19 protein-coding genes and 1 pseudogene are annotated in these 22,610 nt (G+C 34.6%); 19 read left to right on the top strand and 1 reads right to left on the bottom strand.

The window, feature by feature from the left end; translation table 11 throughout:
* Positions 1-47: 47 nt before the first annotated feature.
* A complete protein-coding gene (locus FYC62_RS06080; RefSeq protein ID WP_149074309.1) occupies positions 48-1,028 on the top strand; it encodes a YpdA family putative bacillithiol disulfide reductase in 981 nt (326 codons plus the stop codon).
* 20 nt (positions 1,029-1,048) lie between these two features.
* On the opposite strand, the gene FYC62_RS06075 is transcribed toward FYC62_RS06080, so the two are convergent.
* On the bottom strand, positions 1,049-2,839 hold the full coding sequence (locus FYC62_RS06075) for a hypothetical protein (protein ID WP_149074308.1): 1,791 nt from the start codon (positions 2,837-2,839) through the stop codon (positions 1,049-1,051).
* 171 nt (positions 2,840-3,010) lie between these two features.
* Between FYC62_RS06075 and FYC62_RS17465 the strand changes: the two genes are divergently transcribed.
* The 18 genes and pseudogenes from FYC62_RS17465 to FYC62_RS06000 all read left to right on the top strand — a co-directional run bounded on the left by FYC62_RS17465 (position 3,011) and on the right by FYC62_RS06000 (position 22,598).
* Positions 3,011-3,793: an acetyl-CoA hydrolase/transferase family protein gene (locus FYC62_RS17465; RefSeq protein WP_240534826.1), complete on the top strand. Its 783-nt coding sequence runs from the start codon at positions 3,011-3,013 to the stop codon at positions 3,791-3,793.
* Positions 3,790-4,284 (top strand): acetyl-CoA hydrolase/transferase family protein, encoded by a 495-nt coding sequence (locus tag FYC62_RS17460; RefSeq protein WP_240534825.1) that lies wholly within the window; start codon positions 3,790-3,792, stop codon positions 4,282-4,284. Before FYC62_RS17465 ends, FYC62_RS17460 begins: the two co-directional genes overlap by 4 nt.
* A 48-nt stretch (positions 4,285-4,332) precedes the next feature.
* Positions 4,333-5,516, top strand: a pseudogene (locus FYC62_RS06065) (PAS domain-containing sensor histidine kinase).
* Position 5,517: 1 nt separating this feature from the next.
* A complete protein-coding gene (locus tag FYC62_RS06060; RefSeq protein WP_039451330.1) occupies positions 5,518-6,567 on the top strand; it encodes a response regulator in 1,050 nt (349 codons plus the stop codon).
* An 81-nt stretch (positions 6,568-6,648) separates the two neighbouring features.
* Entirely contained in the window at positions 6,649-7,686 is a 1,038-nt protein-coding gene (locus tag FYC62_RS06055) for a 2-hydroxyacid dehydrogenase (RefSeq protein ID WP_149074307.1), read from the top strand.
* Position 7,687: 1 nt separating this feature from the next.
* Positions 7,688-9,049 carry an oxygen-independent coproporphyrinogen III oxidase gene (gene hemN / locus FYC62_RS06050; RefSeq protein WP_149074306.1) on the top strand — a complete coding sequence of 454 codons (1,362 nt, stop codon included), beginning with the start codon at positions 7,688-7,690 and terminating at the stop codon, positions 9,047-9,049.
* Between the two features lie 105 nt (positions 9,050-9,154).
* Positions 9,155-9,790, top strand: a complete 636-nt coding sequence (locus FYC62_RS06045) for a peroxiredoxin (RefSeq protein ID WP_039451337.1) — start codon at positions 9,155-9,157, stop codon at positions 9,788-9,790.
* Between the two features lie 143 nt (positions 9,791-9,933).
* Complete coding sequence (locus FYC62_RS06040) at positions 9,934-10,128, top strand: cold-shock protein (protein ID WP_039451338.1); 195 nt, start codon at positions 9,934-9,936, stop codon at positions 10,126-10,128.
* 90 nt (positions 10,129-10,218) lie between these two features.
* Entirely contained in the window at positions 10,219-11,016 is a 798-nt protein-coding gene (locus FYC62_RS06035) for a cation transporter (protein ID WP_149075860.1), read from the top strand.
* 181 nt (positions 11,017-11,197) lie between these two features.
* Positions 11,198-11,773 (top strand): RNA polymerase sigma factor, encoded by a 576-nt coding sequence (locus tag FYC62_RS06030; RefSeq protein WP_039451342.1) that lies wholly within the window; start codon positions 11,198-11,200, stop codon positions 11,771-11,773.
* Between the two features lie 80 nt (positions 11,774-11,853).
* Positions 11,854-13,023: a FecR family protein gene (locus tag FYC62_RS06025; protein ID WP_149074305.1), complete on the top strand. Its 1,170-nt coding sequence runs from the start codon at positions 11,854-11,856 to the stop codon at positions 13,021-13,023.
* 193 nt (positions 13,024-13,216) lie between these two features.
* A complete protein-coding gene (locus FYC62_RS17075; protein WP_168199398.1) occupies positions 13,217-13,453 on the top strand; it encodes a hypothetical protein in 237 nt (78 codons plus the stop codon).
* Positions 13,447-16,698 (top strand): TonB-dependent receptor, encoded by a 3,252-nt coding sequence (locus FYC62_RS06020; RefSeq protein ID WP_149074304.1) that lies wholly within the window; start codon positions 13,447-13,449, stop codon positions 16,696-16,698. The genes FYC62_RS17075 and FYC62_RS06020 overlap by 7 nt, the downstream gene beginning before the upstream one ends.
* 13 nt (positions 16,699-16,711) lie before the next feature.
* Positions 16,712-17,407 carry a RagB/SusD family nutrient uptake outer membrane protein gene (locus FYC62_RS17270; protein WP_205943804.1) on the top strand — a complete coding sequence of 232 codons (696 nt, stop codon included), beginning with the start codon at positions 16,712-16,714 and terminating at the stop codon, positions 17,405-17,407.
* Positions 17,408-17,613: 206 nt separating this feature from the next.
* The gene (locus FYC62_RS17265; RefSeq protein WP_205943803.1) at positions 17,614-18,177 is read left to right on the top strand and encodes a RagB/SusD family nutrient uptake outer membrane protein; all 564 of its coding nucleotides are present in this window, start codon (positions 17,614-17,616) and stop codon (positions 18,175-18,177) included.
* 115 nt (positions 18,178-18,292) lie between these two features.
* Positions 18,293-19,753 (top strand): BNR-4 repeat-containing protein, encoded by a 1,461-nt coding sequence (locus FYC62_RS06010; protein ID WP_149074303.1) that lies wholly within the window; start codon positions 18,293-18,295, stop codon positions 19,751-19,753.
* A gap of 102 nt (positions 19,754-19,855) precedes the next feature.
* Positions 19,856-21,382 carry a PQQ-dependent sugar dehydrogenase gene (locus tag FYC62_RS06005; RefSeq protein WP_149074302.1) on the top strand — a complete coding sequence of 509 codons (1,527 nt, stop codon included), beginning with the start codon at positions 19,856-19,858 and terminating at the stop codon, positions 21,380-21,382.
* 1 nt (position 21,383) lies between these two features.
* Positions 21,384-22,598, top strand: coding sequence for an Nramp family divalent metal transporter (locus FYC62_RS06000; protein ID WP_149074301.1), 1,215 nt, complete (start codon positions 21,384-21,386; stop codon positions 22,596-22,598).
* Positions 22,599-22,610 lie beyond the last annotated feature (12 nt).

Below are 22,610 nucleotides of genomic sequence, written 5' to 3'. Positions count from 1 at the left end.
GAAGCTTTTTTGTTTTACCGATATTCGTACAAGAAACAAAGCAATTTATGGAAGAAGTTTATGACATCATCATTATTGGTGGAGGCCCCATTGGTTTAGCTTGTGGTATTAAAGCAAAGCAAGCAGGGCTTAGCTATGTTATCATAGAAAAAGGATGTTTAGTAAACTCTATTTATAATTATCCGCAAAACATGACCTTCTTTTCTACATCAGAAAAGTTAGAGATTGGAGATGTCCCTTTTGTTTCTAATAATCCAAAACCAACTCGTTCTGAAGCGCTAGAATATTACCGTAGGGTAGCCTTAAAATTTAAACTCAACATCAAGCTTTTTGAGAAGGTGCAAACTTTAGATAAAAAGGATGATTATGAAATCATCACCTCAAAAAATACATACAAAGGCAAGAATATTATCTTATCTACCGGTTTTTATGATTTACCTGCTTTGCTAAATGTGCCTGGTGAGGATTTACCCAAAGTCTATCATTATTATAAAGACCCGCATTATTTTGCCTTACAAAAGGTAATTGTTGTAGGTGCTAGCAATTCATCGGTAGATGCTGCTTTAGAATGTTACAGAAAAGGAGCAGATGTTACCATGATAATCAGGGCGGAAGATATTGGCGAACGCGTTAAATATTGGGTTAGACCCGATATTCAGAATAGGATAGCAGAGGGCGCTATAAAAGCTTATTTCAAATCAGCTATTAAAGAAATAAAAGCAAAAGAGGTTATTGTTGATACTCCGGAAGGAGAGTTAAGTTTAGCAAATGATTTTGTTTTGGCTTTAACAGGCTACCAACCAAATTTTGAGTTTTTAAATAAAATGGGGGTCGCCATGAGCGAGGATGATAAAAAATATCCGCAACATAACCCAGATACCATGGAGACAAATAGGGAAGGTATTTACTTAGCCGGTGTTATTTGTGGGGGTATGGATACGCACCTTTGGTTTATAGAAAATTCTAGAATACATGCCGATATGATTATTACTTCCATATTGGCTAAAAGCAAAAAATCAGTTGTTTAATCGAACAACTGATTTTTATATTATGCATTTTCTGTAGAGAAAATCATCATTTTAAGTCTTTCCTCTGCTTCTTGTAGCTCTTTAAGCATCTTGTTTTTATATACATCCGTTTGGTTTTGAATCTCTGGAATAAGCTGTTTATAGTAATTGATGCCCTGTTCTAACTGCTCTCTAAACTTGGTATAGTATTTAATTTTTTTATCAGATAAATCTTGCCAACTCATGCTGATATCTTTTTTAAGATGCTCGATATATAAATTAAGCTCGTTAATAAAAATATTAGAACGTTCTGCACCTGCCAATAAGTTGATTTTGCCGTAAATGTGTTTTACCATCTCATCTAAAGAAAACTTACCAGAAAAATAAGCAATGTTAGGTCCGGGGCAAATGGTAACCGCTTTATTTTCTTTTGGTTTTATCATATCATTCTTTAAATAAGCAGATGTTACTAAACCTTCGCAAAGACAAATCTTCTCTGTTACTTCGTTTATTTTGGTTTGTAACTCTTGCTCGCCTAAATCACTGTTTTGAAGCGATTTTATTTTTAAGTTTTGATATTTTCTGGATGCCGTACAAATAGGTTCTTTGGTAAACTCGGTATTAGAAACTAAATATTTTTTGGTACAGGGACTGCCTGGTTTTCCTTTCGCAATACGCTCTAAACGAAGTTTTTCTGCTGTAGTTTTTCTGAAATTATTAAAGGGTACACCTAAAGGCGATGAGCCGCTGATGTAAAAATCTTCTCTGGTTGCTTCAGCTAAATTATTAAGCGTTTCTTCATCAACATTGGTAGCTTCTGGAACCAATAAAAACGGACTGCCCCAACCCGTTGCATCTAATTGATAATGTTGCAATAAAAAGTTGTCTTCCTCTGCTGTACCTATACCACCTTGTACACTTATCTTCATTAAAGGTGTTTCTAAATTACCAGTATAACCTTTTTGTGTCAAAGCATTTTTGTACATCCCAAAAAGTTCGGCAAGCATTTCTTGTCTTTTTACTTTAAACTCTTCTAGAATAGGACCCAGTAAATAACCATCAGTAGCAAAGGCATGTCCGCCACAATTTAAGCCAGATTCTATCCTAAATTCTGAAACCCATAAACCTTTTTTTGCTAAGAATTTAGCTTGTATCAAGGCCGATCTAAAATCAGAAACTTTTAAAATAATAGTCTTTTGAAGTTTATGATTTTCATCAGGATAAAAATCTTTAAAGTTTTCTAGGTGGGCGTATAATCTAGGGTTCATCCCGGCAGATAAAACTACGCCAGCATTTAATTTACTTTCTGCAAAACCTTGTAAAGAAGCTAGCGCATCGCTTAATTGCTCTTCGCCATTGATGGGGCTATTTAGTTTATCTACTTTAGCCATAATATTTACATCTATGGCTCCTTTTTGCATTTTATCTTTTAATTGCTTTTGGACAATCGCTTTTAATTCATCATCTTGAATATTAAGCATTTGTAAATAAGCTTTTTTAAGGGCAGAGTGGTCTGGTTGTAAATCAAAATATCTTGTTAAATCTGTACCAGGTTCAAAGGCTTGTTCTTTTAAAGCTTCAAATTGTTTATCAAGCAAGTCTTGCATCAAATTTAAATAGGCAGTTATTCTTTTCGCTCTAAAGTTTGCTTTGTTATCTTGAATTGGAGTATAATTTTCCTGGTTTTGCGTTGCGTGGTATTCTCGCATTCTTTCTATTAAATTATCATCAACAATAGATGCTACAGAAGAGATACCATAACGGCCCACTTTTAGCGGCGTATCAACAGAATATGCTAAACCTAAAACAGGAATATGAAATGTATGACTCATTAAATTAATTTTTTTACGAAATACCGATTAATAATTGTTTTAGAATATGATTTAAGTCACTAAAGCTTTATTTTTTGATAATTTTTAGAGATAAGAGAAACCTTTTTTGATGACGATTGTCATTTTTTAAAGTCTTAAAATGCAGCTATTTTGAGCATAAAAACAAACGAGATGGATGTTAATTATATAAGCGCCGCAGAGGCCGTAAAAGCAATAAAATCAGGTGATAGGGTATTTTTACATGGAAGTGCTGCAACACCAGTACATATTATAAAAGCCTTACAACATAGATACGAGGAATTGAAAAATGTGGAGTTGGTAAGTATTACAACTTTAGGAGATGTAAATTTTAATGATGAGAAATATAGAGAGAGTTTCTTCTTTAATTCTCTATTTGTATCGGCAAATTCTAGATCGGTAGCAAATAGCCAATTTGGAGATTATGTGCCTGTATTTTTAAGTGAGATTCCTATTCTTTTTAACGAAAACTATTTACCTATTGATGTAGCTATAATTCATGTATCAGTACCAGATAAACATGGTTATTGTTCTTTAGGTACATCGGTAGATATTGCTAGGGCGGCTATAGAAAATGCAAAATATGTCATCGCTCAGGTTAATCCTTTTATGCCAAGAACACACGGAGACGGATTTATCCATGTCAATAAAATAAATGCTTTGGTTTGGCAAAAGGCAGAGCTTCCTGAGGTAGATTATTCTGCCAAAGCTAGCGATGTGGTGGTACAAATTGGTAAAAATGTGGCGTCTTTAATAGAGGATGGTTCTACCTTACAATTAGGAATTGGAAGTATTCCAGATCAAGTTTTAAAAAATTTAGTGAACCATAAAAACTTAGGTTTGCATACAGAAATGTTGTCTGATGGTGTCATCCCCTTAATAGAAAGCGGTGTGATTGATAATAGCATGAAGAAGCTTAACAGAGGCAAAACGTGACTTCTTTTATGGTGGGTACCAGAAAATTATATGATTTTGTTGATGATAATACATCCGTAAGGGTAATGAATATTAATTACGTGAATGATACGAGTATAATCCGTCAAAACCCTAAAGTAATTGCTATCAACAGTGCTATAGAATTAGATTTAACAGGTCAGGTTTGTGCAGATTCTATCGGAACATATCAATTCTCTGGTATTGGTGGCCAAATGGATTTTATCAGAGGAGCATCTTTATCACAAGGTGGTAAGCCTATTATAGCCCTACCATCAACCACTAATAAAGGTATTTCCAGAATTGTTCCTTTCTTAAAAGAAGGTGCAGGTGTAGTAACTACCAGAGGACACGTACAATGGGTAGTAACCGAATATGGAATTGTAAACTTGTACGGAAAAAGCCTGAAACAAAGAGGAAGAGCTTTAATTGAGATAGCGCATCCAGACCATAGAGAAGCTTTAGAAAAAGCATTTGATGAGCGATATAAATAATCTTCATTAGTATTTTTATTAATAATACTTTTAAGATAAATTAGCCGAATGGATAAAGAGGCTTTACTTGAAGCAATTATTAATAATGCCATTGATGGTATCATCACTATAGATATAAAAGGATTAATTGAATCTATAAATCCATCGGCGTGTGAACTGTTTGGTTATCAGGTAAGTGAAGTAGTAGGGAAGAATATATCGATGTTAATGCCAGAGCCTTACAGGTCTCAGCATGATGGTTATATTCATCGTTACAACCAAACGGGCGAAGCACACATTATTGGTATTGGAAGAGAAGTTACAGGTTTAAGAAAAGATAAAAGCCAATTTCCATTTAGACTTGCGGTAAGTAAGGTGCAGTATGAAGGCAGGATAGTTTATACCGGCTTTATACATGATTTAAGTAGAGAAAAGGATGCCGAAGAGCAATTAAAAAATATACATTCAGGCTTGAGCATTTAGTTGAAGAGCGTACAGAAGCTTTACAATCTATTGTTTCGCAATTGCAAGATGCTAAAGAAGAAGTAAGCTTATCTCTAGAAAAAGAGAAGGAACTTAACCAATTGAAAAGTCGTTTTGTTTCTATGGCATCGCATGAGTTTAGAACGCCTTTAAGTTCTATACAGCTCTCGGCATCATTGATAGAAAAATATGCTCAAGAGTATCAAAATCCTAACATTAGTAAACACGTAGGTAAAATAAAAGTTGGTGTGGGCAACCTCACCAACATTCTTAATGATTTCTTATCCCTAGAAAGGCTAGAAGCTGGTAAAATTAATCCGCAGGCAGCACCATTTGATTTGGTAAAGCTTGCAGAAGAAATTACCGAAGAAATGCAATTGATAGCCAAGCAAAATCAAAACATCATTTATCAACATACCGGAAAAAGTAGTTTGGTTACTTTAGATGCTGCATTATTGAAAAATTGTATCATCAACCTGATTGCTAATGCCATTAAATACTCTGGTGAAAACACTTTTATAGAGTTTAATACCGAGCTTGATGAAAAACGCTGTATGGTTATCATTAAGGATGATGGTATTGGTATCCCTGTGAATGATCAAAAGCATTTATTTGAACCTTTCTTTAGAGCTAATAATACAGGGAGTATACCTGGTACTGGCTTAGGATTAAATATTGTTAATCGTTATATTAAACTCATGAATGGCGAGGTGGAGTTTGAGAGTTCTGAAAATAAAGGCGCTAAATTTACCCTGATTTTTAATCTTTAGTATGAAAAAGAAAATCCTGATTATAGAAGATAACGAGGATATTAGAGAAGGAACGGCTGAAATATTAGGTTTGGCTGGTTACGAAGTAGAAACTGCAGTTAATGGCAAACTTGGGGCTGATAAGGCTCAGAAATACCTTCCAGATTTAATTATTTGCGATATTATGATGCCAGAACTTGATGGTTATGGTGTTTTGTATTTGCTGAATAAAAATCCGGAAACGGCTAATATTCCTTTTATTTTCTTAACCGCAAAGGCAGAAAGAGCAGATATGCGCAAAGGTATGGAGATGGGTGCAGATGATTACCTGATTAAGCCTTTTGACGATATGGAGCTTTTAAATGCTATAGAAAGCAGGCTTAATAAAAAGCAAAAACAAGAAGAGTTTTACACTAAGGGATTAAAAAATCTAGAAGATTTTGCCTCACAGGTAGAAGATAAGCAAGATTTAAAATCTTTAATCTCGCAAAAGAAAATAAGACAGGTTAAAAAAGGTCAGATTATTTATTACGACCAAGACCATGCACAAGGTATTTATTTGGTTTTAGAGGGTAAAATTAAAACGGTTAAATTAAGTGAAGATGGTAGAGAACTTTTAACAGGAATTTACCATACTGATGAATATTTTGGTGTACATGATGCTTTGATAAGTCAATTGCATACAGAAACGGCAGAGGCTATGGAGAATAGCAGTATTTGTATGTTACATAAAGACCAAGTAAATGCCCTGCTAAACAACAATACAGCGGTTGCTATGCAATTTATTCAGCTGCTTTCTGCCCATATCCATCAGAAAGAAGAACAGTTGGTTCAATTAGCTTATCACTCAGTAAGAAAGCGTTTGGCAGAAACTTTAATGCGTATTAGAGAGGTGAATAAAAACCAAGATATTTTTAAAATTTCTAGAGATGATTTAGCCGCAATGGCTGGTATGGCAACAGAAACAGTTAGTCGTACACTAAGTGATTTTAAAGAAGAGAAACTGATTGAGAAAAAAGGAGGCGAGATACACATCTTAGATGTGAACCGATTAAAAAACATGAAAAATTGATTTTAATCACTTTTCTTGCTGACTATACTCATGTTACAATAGGATTATAGCTGCTAGCTTTGCTTACATAAAGTGAAGCAAATGAAAGTTGTAGTTTACAGTACGAGGTCTTTTGAGAAGGAATTGCTGGCAAAGGCCAATCAAAAAAAGCATGATATTACTTTAATATCTAACCCTCTGACTGATGAAACTACATCTTATGCAGAAGGTAAAGATGCTGTTGTAGTTTTTACAAGTGATGATGTCTCGGCATCTGTTATTCAAAAGTTGGCTCATTATGGGGTTAAATATATTGCCACACGCTCTGTAGGTACAGATCATATTGATAAAAAAGCCGCTGCGGCAGCCAATATCAAAATAGCCAATATTCCTTCTTACTCACCGCATAGCATAGCAGAACATGTGTTAACGCTTGTTTTAGCTTTAAATCGTAAAATTTTATTATCAACACAAAGAAGTAAAAACTTCGATTTTAGGTTAGATGGTTTAGTAGGTTTTACTTTGTACGGTAAAACCGTTGGTATAATAGGTTTAGGCGAGATTGGTCTTATCACAGCAAAAATATTTAATGGTTTTGGTTGTAAAGTTTTGGCTTATAACCAAGTAAAATATCAGCATACAGGTATACAGCAAGTTGGTTTAGAAGAGCTTTATGCTAAATCAGATATCATTTCTTTACATGTCCCTTTAAATGATGCAACCAGACACATCATTAACGCAGAGAATCTTGCTAAAATGAAACCTGGGGTAATGCTCATCAATACCGGAAGAGGAGGGTTGTTAAATACTAATGATGTTCTACAAGCCCTAAAATCTGGTAAAATTGGTGCTTTAGGTGCCGATGTTTATGAATATGAGCATGGTTTATTTTTTGAAAATCATCATCAAGACAAAGAAAAAGATTGTTTATTGCAGCAGTTATTAGCTTTTTCAAATGTGATGATAACACCACACCAGGCTTTTTTAACTACAGAGGCTTTACAAGAAATAGCACAGCTTACCATTAAAAGCTTAGACCTTTGGCAAGAAAATAAATGTGTGGGTAAGGCTTGTGCTTGTGCTAAGAATTGCCAAAAAGAAACTATCAAAGAAAAACAATTACTACCTCATCAATTATAGTATGCTTACCCAAAATATTATTACTAAATATACGGTACCTGTACCAAGGTATACCAGTTATCCTACAGTTCCGTTTTGGGATGAAAGTACTTTTAACAAGTCTTTATGGTTGCAAAAAGTGAAGCAATCTTTTGATATTAGTAATCATAAAGATGGTATAAGTGTTTATATCCATTTACCTTATTGCGAAAGTTTATGTACTTATTGTGCTTGTAATAAACGCATTACTAAAAACCATGGGGTAGAAGAGCCCTATTTACAAGCCGTTATAAAAGAATGGAAATTATATAAAGCGGTTTTTAGTGCTCAACCGCAGTTAAAAGAAATACACTTGGGCGGTGGTACACCAACATTTTTCTCTCCTGAAAACTTAGCGCTTTTAATCAAAGGTATTTTAGAAGATTGTTTAATTCATGACGATGCAGAATTTAGTTTTGAAGCTCATCCGGCAAATACCACTTTAGCTCACCTTGAAGTATTGTATGCTTTAGGTTTTAAAAGATTAAGTCTAGGCATTCAGGATTTTGATGAGCAAGTGCAAATCATGATTAACAGAATACAATCTGTAGAAGAGGTAGATATAGTAAGTAAACAAGCCAGAGCAATAGGTTATACTTCCATAAATTTCGATTTAATTTATGGCTTACCATTACAAACGGTTAATAGTCTTACTGCTACGGTAGAAAAGGTTATCGGCTTAAAGCCAGATAGAATAGCCTTTTATAGCTATGCTCATGTGCCTTGGGTAAAATCTGGTCAGCGTAAGTTTACCGAGGCCGATTTACCTGATACCCATTTAAGACAAGAATTGTACGAAAAAGGTAGAGAAATGCTTTTAGCTGCCGGCTATTTAGATATCGGGATGGATCATTTTGCTTTTGCTTATGATAGCCTAAATGTAGCTGCACAAAGTAAAAAGTTACACCGTAATTTTATGGGTTATACACACCAATACACCCGTTTATTGGTTGGTTTGGGTGTTTCTTCTATTAGCGATACTTGGGATGCTTTTGCGCAAAATGTAAAAAGCGAAGAAGAGTATTTGGATTTGATAAATGCCGGAGAATTACCTGTGGTAAAAGGACATGTGTTAAATGATGAGGATTTATTAATCAGGAGGCATATTTTAAATATCATGTGTAAAGGTGTAACCACCTGGACAGATGAAGATTTACAAAACGATGCTTTTAGAGAAAATTTATCAGGATTGCCAGAGCTGGTAGAAGATGGTTTAATTATTCAAGAGCCACAATCTTTAAAAGTTACCAAAACAGGGAAACGCTTTCTGCGTAATGTTTGTGCCGTTTTTGATGCTCGTTTACAAGCTACTAAGCCAGAAAAGCAATTATTTAGCATAGGTTAAGGTCTTAGAAATCAAATTTGAATGTCATATAATAAATGGCATGATTGTGGTTTCTTGTTTATTAAAAATATGTCTACTAAATTAGTAGGGAATTAAAAATTTCAAATTATGTTAAGATTAGGTGATGTAGCTCCAAATTTCAAGGCAAAGACCTCTGAGGGAGAAATTGATTTTTATGAATATTTAGGTGATAGCTGGGGTGTTTTATTTTCGCATCCGGCAGATTATACACCAGTTTGTACAACAGAATTAGGTCGTACAGCAGCTTTAAACGATGAGTTTGTTAAGAGAAATGTAAAAGTAATGGCTTTAAGTGTTGATTCTGTAGAATCTCATAAAGGTTGGATAAGTGATATTAATGAAACGCAAGGCGTGGAAGTTAATTTCCCTATCATTGCCGATGAAGATAAAAGCATTTCTGAGGCTTATGGCATGTTGCATCCAAACGCATCCACAACTTTTACAGTAAGATCTTTATTTATTATAGCGCCAGATAAAACCGTTAAGTTGATTATTTCTTATCCTGCATCAACAGGTAGAAATTTTCAAGAAATTTTAAGGGTAATAGACTCTTTACAGTTAACCGCTTACCATAGTGTTGCTACTCCAGCAGATTGGAAAGATGGGGAAGATGTAGTTGTTGCGCCAGCTATTAAAACAGAGGATATTCCGGCTAAGTTTCCAAAAGGATTTAAAGAAATTAAACCTTACTTAAGAACAACACCACAGCCCAACAAGTAATTTTTATAAAATCTGTTGTTTTTAGAATAAATTTTATATTTTAGAGATTAAGAAATAAATAGAATTACAATCTTTCTTAAATTATTTTACCCCCTTCAGTAAGAAATTTAGGTCTGATTATTATTAAAACACTTAAATTAATTATGAAAACGGGTAAAGTAAAATGGTTTAATGCTCAAAAAGGTTTTGGCTTCATTATTTGCGATGGAAAAGACATTTTTGTTCACTTTAAAGATGTTATCGGAGGCGTAAATGCTATTTCAGACAATGATGATGTAGAATTTGAGATTGCTGATGGCAAAAAAGGTCCTCAAGCTGTTAATGTAAAAAAAGTTTAAAAAACATAGAAGCTTAAATTTTAAAAGTCTTGAACAATGTTCAGGACTTTTTTATTTTTCAGACAATCTTATACAAATTCCCTTTTGGTGATGAATAAATCAAGCTTCTATATAGAAAAAATGGATTGCCCTTCTGAGGAGCAAATCATCAGAATGAAATTAGAAGGTTTTCCTACTATCAAATCTTTAAATTTTGATATCCCAAACAGGAAATTGGTCGTTTATCATGAAGATGATGCCATAGATATTCATCAGCAACTAGATAGCCTTCATTTTAATACATCACTTATAGAAACTACAGTTGCAGAAGAGCTTGTTTTACCTTTAGCGCAAGAAGTAGATAAAAAACTGCTTTGGATAGTACTTCTGATAAATTTTGCATTATTTCTGATAGAAATTATTGCGGGTTTAATAGCAGATTCTATGGGCTTATTGGCCGATAGCTTAGATATGTTAGCAGATAGTTTAGTTTATAGCTTAGCTCTTTTTGCTATTGGTAAATCTATCATCTTCAAGAAAAACATAGCCAAAACAAGTGGTTATTTACAATTACTATTAGCTATATGGGGCTTTGTAGAAGTTATTAAACGTTTTTATGGTTTAGAAAACCTACCTCATGTTCATACCATGATATTAATTTCTTTGTTGGCATTATTGGGTAATGCAGCTTGTTTATATGTTTTACAAAAAAGTAGGAGTAAAGAAGCACATATGCAAGCCAGTATGATTTTTACTTCAAACGATGTAGTGGTTAATATAGGTGTTATCCTAGCTGCGCTGATGGTTTATTTTACACAATCTCCTTATCCAGATTTAATTATTGGCGCCATAGTTTTTATTATTGTAGCCAGAGGTGCTTTTAGAATCTTAAACTTATCTAAAGCCTAAGAAAAAAATCGATTTTGAGGATAAACGAACAAGTTAAGTAGATTAAGCTTAACGATGAATAGTTTTTAAAAGGTTAATTAATAAATTTAAAATCTGCCCTTTGTAATAAAGCTTTTAATGAAGTTGGGTTGTATTATTAAAAATATTCAATAAATTTGAGTAAATCTGATCTCATTTTAAGATGTTTATTAGCCATAAAGAGGAAGATAAGTTGCTTTTATTGCAAATGCAGGAAGATGATGATAACCTAGCATTTGATACGCTTTATGATAAATATTGGGAGCAAATTTATAATGCAGCTTATAAACGACTTAAGGATGCAGATTACGCAAAAGATATTACCCAAGATATTTTTCTTCAATTATGGCTTCGTCGCAAAGAGCTTTCTATAGATAATTTAGTTTCTTATTTGCATACATCTGTAAGAAATAATGTCTTTAAATGGATAGAAAAGGAACAAAAATATACACCAATTCCTGAAGTTTTAGCTCAACTGGGTATTGCTAAAGACCAAGCTGATGCTGAAATACTTAGGAAAGAGTTTTTAATTAAATATGAACGTTTAATAAATTCTCTAACTCCGTCTCAACAAGAAATCTTTAGGATGCGTTATCACGAAGATTTAACTACACAACAAATAGCTGATAAACTGCAAATCAGCAGAAAAACTGTACAAAACCAATTAGGAAAGAGTATGGCCCAATTAAGAGAGTCTTTAGGTCCTTTATATTTGGTGTTCTTGTTACAAAATTTTTAAAATATTTTTTATTTCCTGTGGGACTTTTCGTTCCTCGGCGGTCATGTTTATAAAGGCTCATAATATTGAGTCTACTAAAGATGGATCAAAAAGAATTTTATACCATTCTTCGTAAATATAGAGAGGGAATAGCTACACCAGAAGAAATAGCTTTTCTTGAAGCTTATTATGACCTTTTTGAGGTTGAAGAGAATGTGCTAGACGGGATGGAAGATAAGGCGAAAGCCCAATTAAAAAACACTATAAAAGTTGGTTTGAGTGAACAGATTGCTGCGGAAGAGCGTAAAAGCTCTTCCAAAGTAATTTGGATAAAGAAATGGGCTGCTGCAGCGGCTGCTTTATTATTTATAGGCTTTGCTTCATACCTCTTTACTAAACAAACTACAACAAACCTTGCAAGCAAACCAGAAGAACAAGTTGCCCAGCTAGATATCTCACCAGGGGGTAATAAAGCTGTTTTAACACTTGCCAACGGCTCTTCTATCATTTTAAATGATAAAGAGAATGGTCTTATCACGCAAGATGCAGGAGCAGAGATTGTAAAAACAAAAGATGGACAAATTGTTTATCGCAGCAAGCAATCTGCACAAAACGCTGCTTTAAATATGATAAGCACTCCTCGTGGCGGGCAATATCAATTAACCTTAGCCGATGGCACCAAAGTTTGGTTAAACGCATCTTCATCTATCAAATTTCCAACGGTTTTTACCGGAGCAGAGCGTAAAGTAGAAATTACTGGTGAGGTTTATTTTGAAGTTGCTAAAAATAGAAATATGCCTTTCAAAGTTAGTTCAGCTCATCAAGTTATAGAGGTATTAGGTACTCATTTCAATATCAATACTTATGATGATGAAAGTGCAGATAAAACCACACTTTTAGAAGGAAGTGTTAAAATTCATAAACTCAATACAGAGGGTAAAGAAGAAAATATCTCTACCATTTTAAAACCTGGTCAGCAAGCTATACTGGCTGCAAACGCTAAAGTTTTCAAAGTATCTACAGCAGATGAAGAAGCTGCTGTAGCCTGGAAAAACGGATATTTTAAGTTTAATAGAGATAATATCCAAACCATTATGAGACAAGTTTCCAGATGGTATAATGTTGATGTAGAGTATCGTGGAAAAATATCTGAAGATTTATTTGTAGGGAAAATCAACAGAAGTGAAAACGTATCTGAGGTTTTAAGAATCTTACAACTGAGTAAAATAAATACCACCATTAAAGGTGATAAAATTATCATAACCAATTAAATAATGTTTAACCTAATAAAAAGATAAGATATGAAGACATAAGTACTGTATATCTAATCCAACAAAAAAACCGGATGTGCTACCAACACAACCGGTCTTAAGGAAGCTTTATAAAAAGCTATTCCGGTTTGGATTAACCCTTAAAAAATTCTGTGGAAGGAACTTAATCTATTAACCCAAACTTTACAAAAGTATGCAATTAAATGTTTACGGTAAAATCCGGAAGGTATCCGGATTATTCCCTTCGAAAACGTTTCGTATTATGAAACTGACGGTCATCTTATTAACCCTTGGATGTTTACAGCTTAGCGCAAAAAGTTTTTCGCAAAGCATAAGTATTACAGGCAAAAATATTTCTTTAGAAAAAGCACTTACTACCATTGGTGAGCAAAGTGGCTATTTCTTTTTTATAAATATAACGAGTTGGTAAATGCTAAGCCTGTTACCTTAAATTTAAAAGGAGCAAGTCTTGAAAAAGCTTTACAAGAGAGTTTTAAAGGACAACCTTTTAGCTATTCTATTGATAATAAAACTATAGTAGTTAATAAAATTGAAATTAAGCCTCAACCTAAATTACCGGTTGATTTAAAAGGAAAGGTTACAGATAAATCTGGTCAGCCTTTACCAGGTGCTACCATAAAAGTTAAAGGTTCTGATAAAGTTACCCAAACTGATGTAAACGGTAATTTTAGTTTAAATGGCTTGGCAGATAATGCGGTTATTGTGATAACCTATACAGGTTTTGTGGTACAAGAAATTGCAGTAGCTGGTAAAAATAACATCAGCGTAAGCTTGGTAGAAGATAGCCAAAATTTAAATACCGTTGTGGTAGTAGGTTATGGAACCCAACAACGTAAAGATGTTACGGGTTCTATCAGTTCTATAAATGCACAGAGAATTAAAGACCAACCTGTAGTAAGTTTAGACAATGCTATGGCGGCACAAATGGCGGGTGTACAAGTTACGCAAGCAACAGGTGCACCGGGTGGTGGTTCTACAGTAAGAATTAGAGGTGCTGGTTCTTTAAGTGCAGGAAACGAGCCTTTATATGTAGTAGATGGTTTCCCGGTTACTAATGATTATAACCAAAGAAATAATCCTTTAAATACCATTAACCCGGCGGATATTGATAATATTCAGGTTTTAAAGGATGCATCAGCAACAGCTATTTATGGTTCTAGAGGTTCTAATGGTGTGGTGATCATCACTACAAAATCTGGTAAAAGTGGCGTTTCTAAGATTGATTTTAGTTTAAATACTGGTTTACAACAAGTAGAAAAAACTTTAGATGTTTTAAATGCTAAAGAATACGCTTATTTTATCAATGAAGCTAGAAATAATGCTTGGGTGAATTCAGGTCCTGGTCGTTCTGCGTCAGATCCTAACTCTGCCCGTTTAAATAACGTGATGTACTTATTACCAGCTGTATTTTCTGATCCAGAGTCTTTAGGCGAAGGTACTAACTGGCAGAACGAGATTTTCAGAACTGCACCCATGAGCAATTATCAGTTAAATTTCTCTGGAGGTAATGATAAAACTAAATTCTTTGTTTCTGGAGGTTATTTAACACAAGACGGTATCATCATAGGTTCAGATTTGAAGCGCTATTCATTTAGAGCTAATGTAGAATCTCAATTAAATAAAAGAGTAAAAGTAGGGGCAAACTTAACGCCATCATTTACTTTCTCTAACCAAACTTTAGCAGAAGGAAACTGGCAAGGTGGTGGTATCATCCAATCGGCTTTAACAGCTGCGCCACACCTTAAACCTTATGATGCAAACGGAAATTACACCCAAATTACTGGGCAAGGTGTAGGAACTAGTGAGGTTGATAACCCTGTAAAAATTGCTAAAGAATATTTCCAACAACAAAATACCTTAAGATTACTAGGTACTGCTTTTGTTGATGTTAACTTAGCTAAAGACTTAAATTTTAAAACTTTAGTAGGTGCAGATTTTAGAAATTTTGATCAGGATGTATTTAATCCTTCTATCATTAACCCTAACAACACCAATGCAACTAAACTTCCGGTAGGTTCTTATGATGAGTCTAATAGTAGAAACTGGTTATCAGAATTTACTTTAAATTATAAGAAAACATTTGATAAACACGCTTTTGATGTATTAGCTGGTTATACCATCCAAAAGGAAAGAACAGATTTAACGAGTTTAAGCGGAAGCAATTATGCTAGTGATGCTGTAAGAACTATCAATGCAGCTGGTTTAGTAACTGTAGGAGCAGCATCTGGTCCTCAAGAATGGTCATTATTGTCTTATATAGCTCGTTTAAATTACAGCTATAATGATAAATATTTATTAACAGCAACTTTCAGACAAGACGGTTCATCGCGTTTTGGTGGCGATAATAAATGGGGAACTTTCCCTTCTGTATCTTTAGGATGGAGAGTTTCTGAAGAAGATTTCTTGAAAGATGTAAATTGGTTAAGCGAGTTAAAAATTAGAGCCAGTTATGGTTTAACAGGAAATAACTTCATTACCAATTATGGTTCTATAGGTTTAACAGGTATAGAAAACTATATTTTTGGCCCAAGTGGCGGTATTGTAAATAACGGTATCAGACAAACTACTATTGCCAACAGTCTTTTAGGTTGGGAGAGAAACAAACAGTTTGATGCTGGTTTAGAGTTTGGTTTATTACAAAATCGTTTCTCTATGTCTTTTGATTATTATAACAAGACAACTTCAGACTTATTGTTAAACGTACCTGTACCTACTTTAACAGGCTATTCTACCGCTTTACGTAACATTGGCGAGATTAATAATAAAGGTTTTGAGTTTACTGTGGTTAGCCGTAATATGGTTAAAGAATTTAAATGGACTACCGATTTTAACTTCTCTACCAATAATATTAAAGTAATTGCTTTAGGTCCTGATGGTTCTGCTATTTTAAACAGACAAACTACTTTTGCAGCTGGTAATACCCATATTACACAAATTGGTGCCGAGCCAGGTTCTTTCTTTGGTTATAAAGTTATCGGCATTTACCAAAATGCTGATGATGTAGCTAACAGTCCTGCTGTAGAAAATGCAGCTAATGTGAAGCTATCTAAACCTGGTCAGTTAAAATTTGCCGATGTAAATGGCGATGGTGAAATCACTGCTGATGACAGAACAAGATTAGGTAGCCCGTTTCCGGATTTTACTTACGGTATGACCAATAGCTTTGCTTATAAAAACTTCGATTTTGCTTTCACCTTACAAGGTGTACAAGGTTTTGAAGTTTTAAATGCAGCTAGAAGATTTTATGGTAACTACGCTGGTTCTTACAATGTGTTAAAAAGTACTTCAAACGGTTGGAAATCAGAAACCGATCGCGGAGATGGCGTAAGCCCACAAATTGATCGTAATTTTGGTGCGCTAGGTGTTGCATCTGTGATCAATAACGTTACTTCTCAGTTTGTAGAAGATGGTTCTTTCCTAAGAATCAGAAATATCACTTTAGGATATAACTTGCCAGCATCGGCTCTTAAAGCCTTAAAAGTTGCTAATGCCAGATTAAGCTTTACCATCCAAAACGCTTATACTTTCACCAAATACGAAGGCTATAACCCAGAGGTAAGTTTTGAAGGTGCTAATCCTTTAGTACCAGGTGTTGATTCTGGAGGTTATCCTTTAGCCCGCACCTTTATGTTTGGATTAAATTTTGGATTCTAATACAGTTATAGACATGAGAAATATTAAAACATTATTCACTGCAGGCGTAATTGTATTACTTACTGCAAGTAGTTGCAAAAAAGATTTTTTAGAATTAGCACCAGTAGCTCAGCAAAATGCTAACAACTTTTATAAGACTGGAGACGACATGAAAAATGCGCTTACAGCAGCTTATGGAGGTTTGCAGTATGCTGGTTTATACTATTCTTCTATGCATATCATTGGCGATTTACGTTCTGATAATACAGAAATTACAAATGTAAACGCTGGTGCAGATTTAGACGCGGTAGACAAGTTTGTAAACTTACCTACAACCTCTATCAGTAGCACCACATGGGCTGGCCACTATCAAGCTATACAAAATACCAATATTGTGATTGAGAAGATACAGCCTGTAACCATGGATGAAACTTTAAAAGCCAGATACACTGCTGAAGCTAAATTTTTAAGAGCTTTGATGTATTTTAATTTGGTAAGGGTATATGGTGCTGTTCCATTGGTAACCAAAGTTATTGTTAACCCGCAAGAAGGTTATGATTATGGTAGAGAGTCTGTAGAAAACGTTTACAATCAAATCATAACAGATTTAACAGATGCTGAAGCAGCTTTACCTTTTGAATATACAGGTGGAGATATTGGCAGAGCAACAAAAGGTGCTGCTATGTCTTTATTAGGCAAAGTTTACTTAACACAAAAAGATGGGATTTAGCCGCTCAAAAGCTTAAACAAGTTATTGATGCACAAGCACAAACTAAATATCAGATACTACCGTCTTATGCAAGCGTATTTGGTATTGCAAATGAGAATAGCCGCGAGTCTATTTTTGAAGTTCAGTTTAAAAGAGCTTCTAACGGAGAAGGCAGTCCTTTTACCAACCAATTTGCACCTATTGGTTCTGGTACGGCAGTTGTAACGGTGGGTAACCCTCTAGGACAAAATATCCCTACAGCAGAAATGAACAATGCTTATGAAGCTAATGATGCAAGAAAAGCAGTTTCTATGCGTACCAGCTATGTTTTATCCGGAAACACGGTTACTCATAATTACATCGTGAAATATTCTGGTACACCAGCGGCTAATATAGATGGTGATAATAACTGGATTGTTTTGAGGTATGCTGATGTTCTTTTGATGTACGCAGAAGCTTTAAATGAGCTAGGTTATGTTGCTGACGGACCTGCATTTACTTACTTAAATCAGATTAGAACTAGAGCTGGTTTACCTATTAAAACCAGCAATAATGCTAATTTAGCTTTAAGAGTGGCAGACCAAGCAGCTTTCAGATTAGCTATAGAACAAGAAAGATTTGTGGAGCTAGCTTTTGAAGGTCACCGTTGGTTTGATTTGGTAAGAACAGATAGAGCTTTAACTTTATTAAGTTCTAAAGGAATGGAAGTGCATGAAGCTTTATTCCCTATACCGCAAACGCAAATAGATATTAACAAAGCTAAAATAACCCAAAACCCGGGCTATAATTAATTTATATAAGGGCTAAAACATAGAGATTTCACTGGCTATAATTGGATAGTATTTCTGGTGTTAATTATTTCTTTATGCTTTTAGCCCTTTTTCTTTTCCTTCAGACTGCTTTTCCATGAAGAATTTATGTCTTTTATTATTTATAAGTTTTAACACTTTAGCTATAGCTCAAGAAAATCCTTTAACATTAAACCAAAAAGACAATGGTTATAGAGGCATTTGGTATAGCAACCAACCTTCTAATGATGAATATGTATATAAATACAGCGGCGGCTTAGGAACTTATCCTGCCAATCATTATCCATTTTCTATTTATGTAAAAGAGGTTAATAAAACTTTCTTTTGTTATGGCGGGAGCGATGCTTCAGGGAAAACCTTACTTCATACGGTTTCTTATTTTGACCATCAAACAGGTATGGTTCCAAAACCAACAGTGGTTTTAGATAAGAAAACTGATAATGCGCATGATAACCCGGTGATGAATATTGATAAAGAAGGCTATATCTGGCTTTTTTCTACAGCGCATGGTACCAATAGTCCTTCTTATATCCATAAAAGTAAAAAGCCTTACGATATTAATGAGTTTGAAGAAATTAAAGCTACTAAGCTAGTTAATGGCGAAGTAGTAGCCATGAACAACTTCTCTTATCTACAAACTTGGTATCAGCCAGATAATGGCTTTATCAATTTATTTACCCATTACGATAGAAAGGTTATTCCGGGGCAACCCTCTAAACCAAGAAGAACCATCAGTTTCATGACAAGCCAAAACGGCGTTAACTATTCTGATTGGAAAGATATAGGTACTATAGAAGAAGGTCATTACCAAACTAGCGGAAGTTTTAAGAATACAGTTGGTACAAGTTTTAATTTTCATCCTATTAAAGTGGGCGAAAACGGACTCAATTATAGAAGTAATCTTTACTATATACAAACTTCTGATTTTGGTAAAAGCTGGCAGAATGCTAAAGGAGAAACTTTAAATGTCCCTCTTAAAGATATTCAAAACCAAGCACTTGTAAAAGATTATTATAGCGATGGTTTAAATGTTTATATCAACGATTTAGCTTATGACCAAAGCGGAAATCCAGTAATTTTGTACCTCACCAGTAAGGGTTATGAAGCAGGGCCAGAACAAGGTCCGCGTATTTGGCATACAGCCAGATTTACTGGTACTGATTGGGAAATCTATCCTATAACTACATCAGGGAATAATTATGATATGGGTTCTTTATATATAGATGAAAAAGGTGTGTGGCGAGTAATTGGCCCAACAACAACAGGTCCGCAACCTTACAATACTGGCGGTGAAATGGTGCTTTGGACAAGCAAAAATCAAGGTAAAACCTGGAAAAGTAAAGCTTTAACCGCTGGTAGTATGTACAATCATTCTTATGCCAGAAGACCGGTAAATGTTCATCCAGATTTTTATGCCTTTTGGGCCGATGGGCATGGAAGGCAAAAGTCTGTTTCTAGATTGTATTTTGCTGATATCAAGGGTAATGTTTATCAATTACCAACTATAATTACAACAGATTTTGCAAAGCCTATACGCATAAAAAAGATAAATAGATAAGGTGTTATATTAGCTTTGATAAAAAATATATTAAAAATATATTTTACTTTTTAAAATATTTAATAACTTTAAACTATTAAATACTAAATCCAAAGATAGGTTATGCCAATTATACCTACACCAATTACAATTGTAAGATTAAGCTTTATTTCAGTTTTAGCTATTTTACTGATTGCTTGTTCAGATAAAAAGAACGATTTACAAACTATTGATTATGTGCAGCTTGATAAAAGCTTACTTAAAGTAGAAGTTTTAAGTGATAGTCTTCAAGTGCCATGGGATATGGTTGTTTCTAATGATAGAAATCTTTTCTTTACAGAGCAATATGGGGCGGTATCGGTTATCAATTTAGAGACAAATCAGCAAAGAAAAATATTAGTAATACCAGAAGTTTGGCATAAAAGAACAGCAGGCTTATTAAGCTTAACGGTTCATCCTGATTTTAAACAAAACCCATATGTATATGTGCATTATACTACCAAAACAGATTCTTTAATTTATAATCATTTGGTGAGGTATACCCTTAAAGGAGATACTTTAATATCTCCGAAAGAATTATTGAAAATTAAAGGTTTTACGGCACATAATGGTGGTAGGTTGGCTTTTTCTAATAATGGTAAATTGCTATGGGCTACCGGAGATGCTTATAACGGCGATGAATCTCAAGATGTAAACTTTCTAAACGGAAAAATTTTACGCTTAAACGCTGATGGTGGCATCCCATCAGATAATCCAAACCCTAAAAGCTATGTATGGGCCAGAGGTTTTAGAAATATGCAAGGCTTAACCGTTACAGATAAAGGTTATATTTTTACTTCAGAACATGGCGATGCTATTGAAGATGAAGTTAATTTAATTGAAAAGGACCGCAATTATGGTTGGCCAGCTATTGAGGGCTTACATAATTTACCACAAGAAATCGCTTTTGCTAAAGCAAATCATACCAAAGAGCCAGTTAAATCATGGACACCTGTAATTGCCCCCTCAGGTATTACTTATTATGGTTCTTCGGCCATAGCCGAGTGGAAAAACAGTTTGTTACTTAGCACCTTAAAGGCAAAAAGTTTAAGGGTTTTAAAACTTGATGAGGAAGGCAAAGCCATCACTTCCGAAGAGATATTTTTCGACAACCATTATGGTCGCTTACGCGATGTTTGTGTAGATGCCGATGGCGCTGTTTATATCTCTACAAGTAATAAAGATTGGAAACCACAGGTTGGTTTTCCTTTAGCTGGCGATGATAAAATCTTGAAAATTAGTTTAACGGATAAAGCTTTGAAAAAGCCATTGTTAGGTTCAAAAGTATCAGCGCTAGCAGATACCAAAGATAAAGCGATTGATGCAGCACAGCTTTATCAAAATTATTGTGTTTCTTGCCATCAAGCAGACGGAAAAGGAGTGAAGGGGATTTTTCCGGCTTTAGCGGGCTCTAATTTGGTTAATGGTTCTTCATCTAACCTAGTTAAAGCTCTTTTAAAAGGTATAAACAGAGCAGAAAATCCACAAAAAATGCCAGGCTTCGCTTTTTTAAAAGATGATGAATTAGCGGCTGTTATGAATTATATTAGACAAAGTTGGGGAAATCAAGCAGCTAAAGTAACCGAAAAAGAAATTAAACAAAATCGCTAGTATGGAAGAGAAAAATCAGCGAAATAAGCTGATAAAAATATTAAAAGGCTTAGGGCCTGGTATCATTACCGCAGCTTTAGTTTTTGGCCCAAGTAAAATGACTATCACTTCTAAACTAGGTGCCGAGTACGGTTACGCAACCCTTTGGATAGTTGTGGTAGCGATATTCTTCATGTTCATTTTTACCAATATGGGGGCTCGTATAGGGCTTAGTAGTTCAGATAGTTTGCTGTCTCAAATTAAAGTTAAATGGGGTAATAAAGCAGGTATCATTATAGGTTTTGGCGTTTTTTTAGTCACCACCTCTTTCCAAGCGGGTAACTCTATTGGCGTAGGTATTGCCATAGCAGAAGCTAGCGGTACCAAGCCTTGGATATGGGTATTAGTCTTCAATATTTTAGGAATTGCCTTATTGTTTTTTAGAAGTTTCTATAAAACGCTTGAGCGCTTAATGATTGCTTTGGTGGGTTTAATGCTGGTATCTTTCTTAACAACTTTGTTTTTAAGTAAACCCTCATTAAGCGGTATTGCAAGTGGCTTTGTTCCAAGTTTTCCAGCGGGCTCTACAGGTTTATTAATCGCTTTTATGGCTTCTTGTTTTTCTATTGTAGGTGCTTTTTATCAGGCTTATTTGATACAAGAAAGCAGAAAACCTGGTACCGAGCCTCAGAAGAATAAAAGTGCAACAGGTATTTATATTTTAGGTATCATGAGTGCGGTGGTTATCATTTGCGCTGCCGCTGTATTACATCCGCAAGGTATAAAGGTAAACTCGGCATCAGAAATGTCTAAAGCTTTAGAGCCTTTATTTGGTACTTACGCCGCCGATTTATTTCTAGCAGGTTTATTTGGAGCTTCTTTCTCATCATTGGTAGGTAACGCAACCGTTGGAGGAAGTTTACTTGGAGACTCTTTGGGTTATGGCAGTAAACTAAGTTCTAAAGCTGTAAGGTTATTAATAGCGCTAGTTATGGTTTGCGGAGCAAGCATTTCTCTCATCTTCGGGAAATTGCCTTTAGAGCTCATCATTTTCGCACAAAGTGTCACCATCTTTTTAGTTCCCATTATAGGTATAGCCATGTTTTCTATCGCTAATGATAAGAAAATGATGGGCAAGTATGTAAACAGCAGTTTCGCCAGAATTGGTGGAGCAATAGGACTCATCTTATTAAGCTCCTTAGCTGTTTGGAATTTTTACGAGTTATTTATTAAATAATTATAGAAGATT

It is taken from the genome of Pedobacter aquae (genome assembly GCF_008195825.1).
GTDB lineage: Bacteria > Bacteroidota > Bacteroidia > Sphingobacteriales > Sphingobacteriaceae > Pseudopedobacter > Pseudopedobacter aquae.
This window is presented reverse-complemented; position numbering and strand designations above follow the sequence as displayed.

Excerpts from the sequence above, each read along its gene's own strand:
- hemN (WP_149074306.1), top strand. The coding sequence starts at position 7,688 with ATGCTTACCCAAAATATTATTACTAAATATACGGTACCTGTACCAAGG.
- FYC62_RS17465 (WP_240534826.1), top strand. The coding sequence starts at position 3,011 with ATGGATGTTAATTATATAAGCGCCGCAGAGGCCGTAAAAGCAATAAAA.
- FYC62_RS06080 (WP_149074309.1), top strand. The coding sequence starts at position 48 with ATGGAAGAAGTTTATGACATCATCATTATTGGTGGAGGCCCCATTGGT.
- FYC62_RS06040 (WP_039451338.1), top strand. The coding sequence starts at position 9,934 with ATGAAAACGGGTAAAGTAAAATGGTTTAATGCTCAAAAAGGTTTTGGC.
- FYC62_RS06010 (WP_149074303.1), top strand. The coding sequence starts at position 18,293 with ATGAAGAATTTATGTCTTTTATTATTTATAAGTTTTAACACTTTAGCT.
- FYC62_RS06030 (WP_039451342.1), top strand. The coding sequence starts at position 11,198 with ATGTTTATTAGCCATAAAGAGGAAGATAAGTTGCTTTTATTGCAAATG.
- FYC62_RS06005 (WP_149074302.1), top strand. The coding sequence starts at position 19,856 with ATGCCAATTATACCTACACCAATTACAATTGTAAGATTAAGCTTTATT.
- FYC62_RS06035 (WP_149075860.1), top strand. The coding sequence starts at position 10,219 with ATGAATAAATCAAGCTTCTATATAGAAAAAATGGATTGCCCTTCTGAG.
- FYC62_RS17075 (WP_168199398.1), top strand. The coding sequence starts at position 13,217 with ATGCAATTAAATGTTTACGGTAAAATCCGGAAGGTATCCGGATTATTC.
- FYC62_RS06000 (WP_149074301.1), top strand. The coding sequence starts at position 21,384 with ATGGAAGAGAAAAATCAGCGAAATAAGCTGATAAAAATATTAAAAGGC.
- FYC62_RS06075 (WP_149074308.1), bottom strand. The coding sequence starts at position 2,839 with ATGAGTCATACATTTCATATTCCTGTTTTAGGTTTAGCATATTCTGTT.
- FYC62_RS06055 (WP_149074307.1), top strand. The coding sequence starts at position 6,649 with ATGAAAGTTGTAGTTTACAGTACGAGGTCTTTTGAGAAGGAATTGCTG.
- FYC62_RS06060 (WP_039451330.1), top strand. The coding sequence starts at position 5,518 with ATGAAAAAGAAAATCCTGATTATAGAAGATAACGAGGATATTAGAGAA.
- FYC62_RS17270 (WP_205943804.1), top strand. The coding sequence starts at position 16,712 with ATGAGAAATATTAAAACATTATTCACTGCAGGCGTAATTGTATTACTT.
- FYC62_RS06025 (WP_149074305.1), top strand. The coding sequence starts at position 11,854 with ATGGATCAAAAAGAATTTTATACCATTCTTCGTAAATATAGAGAGGGA.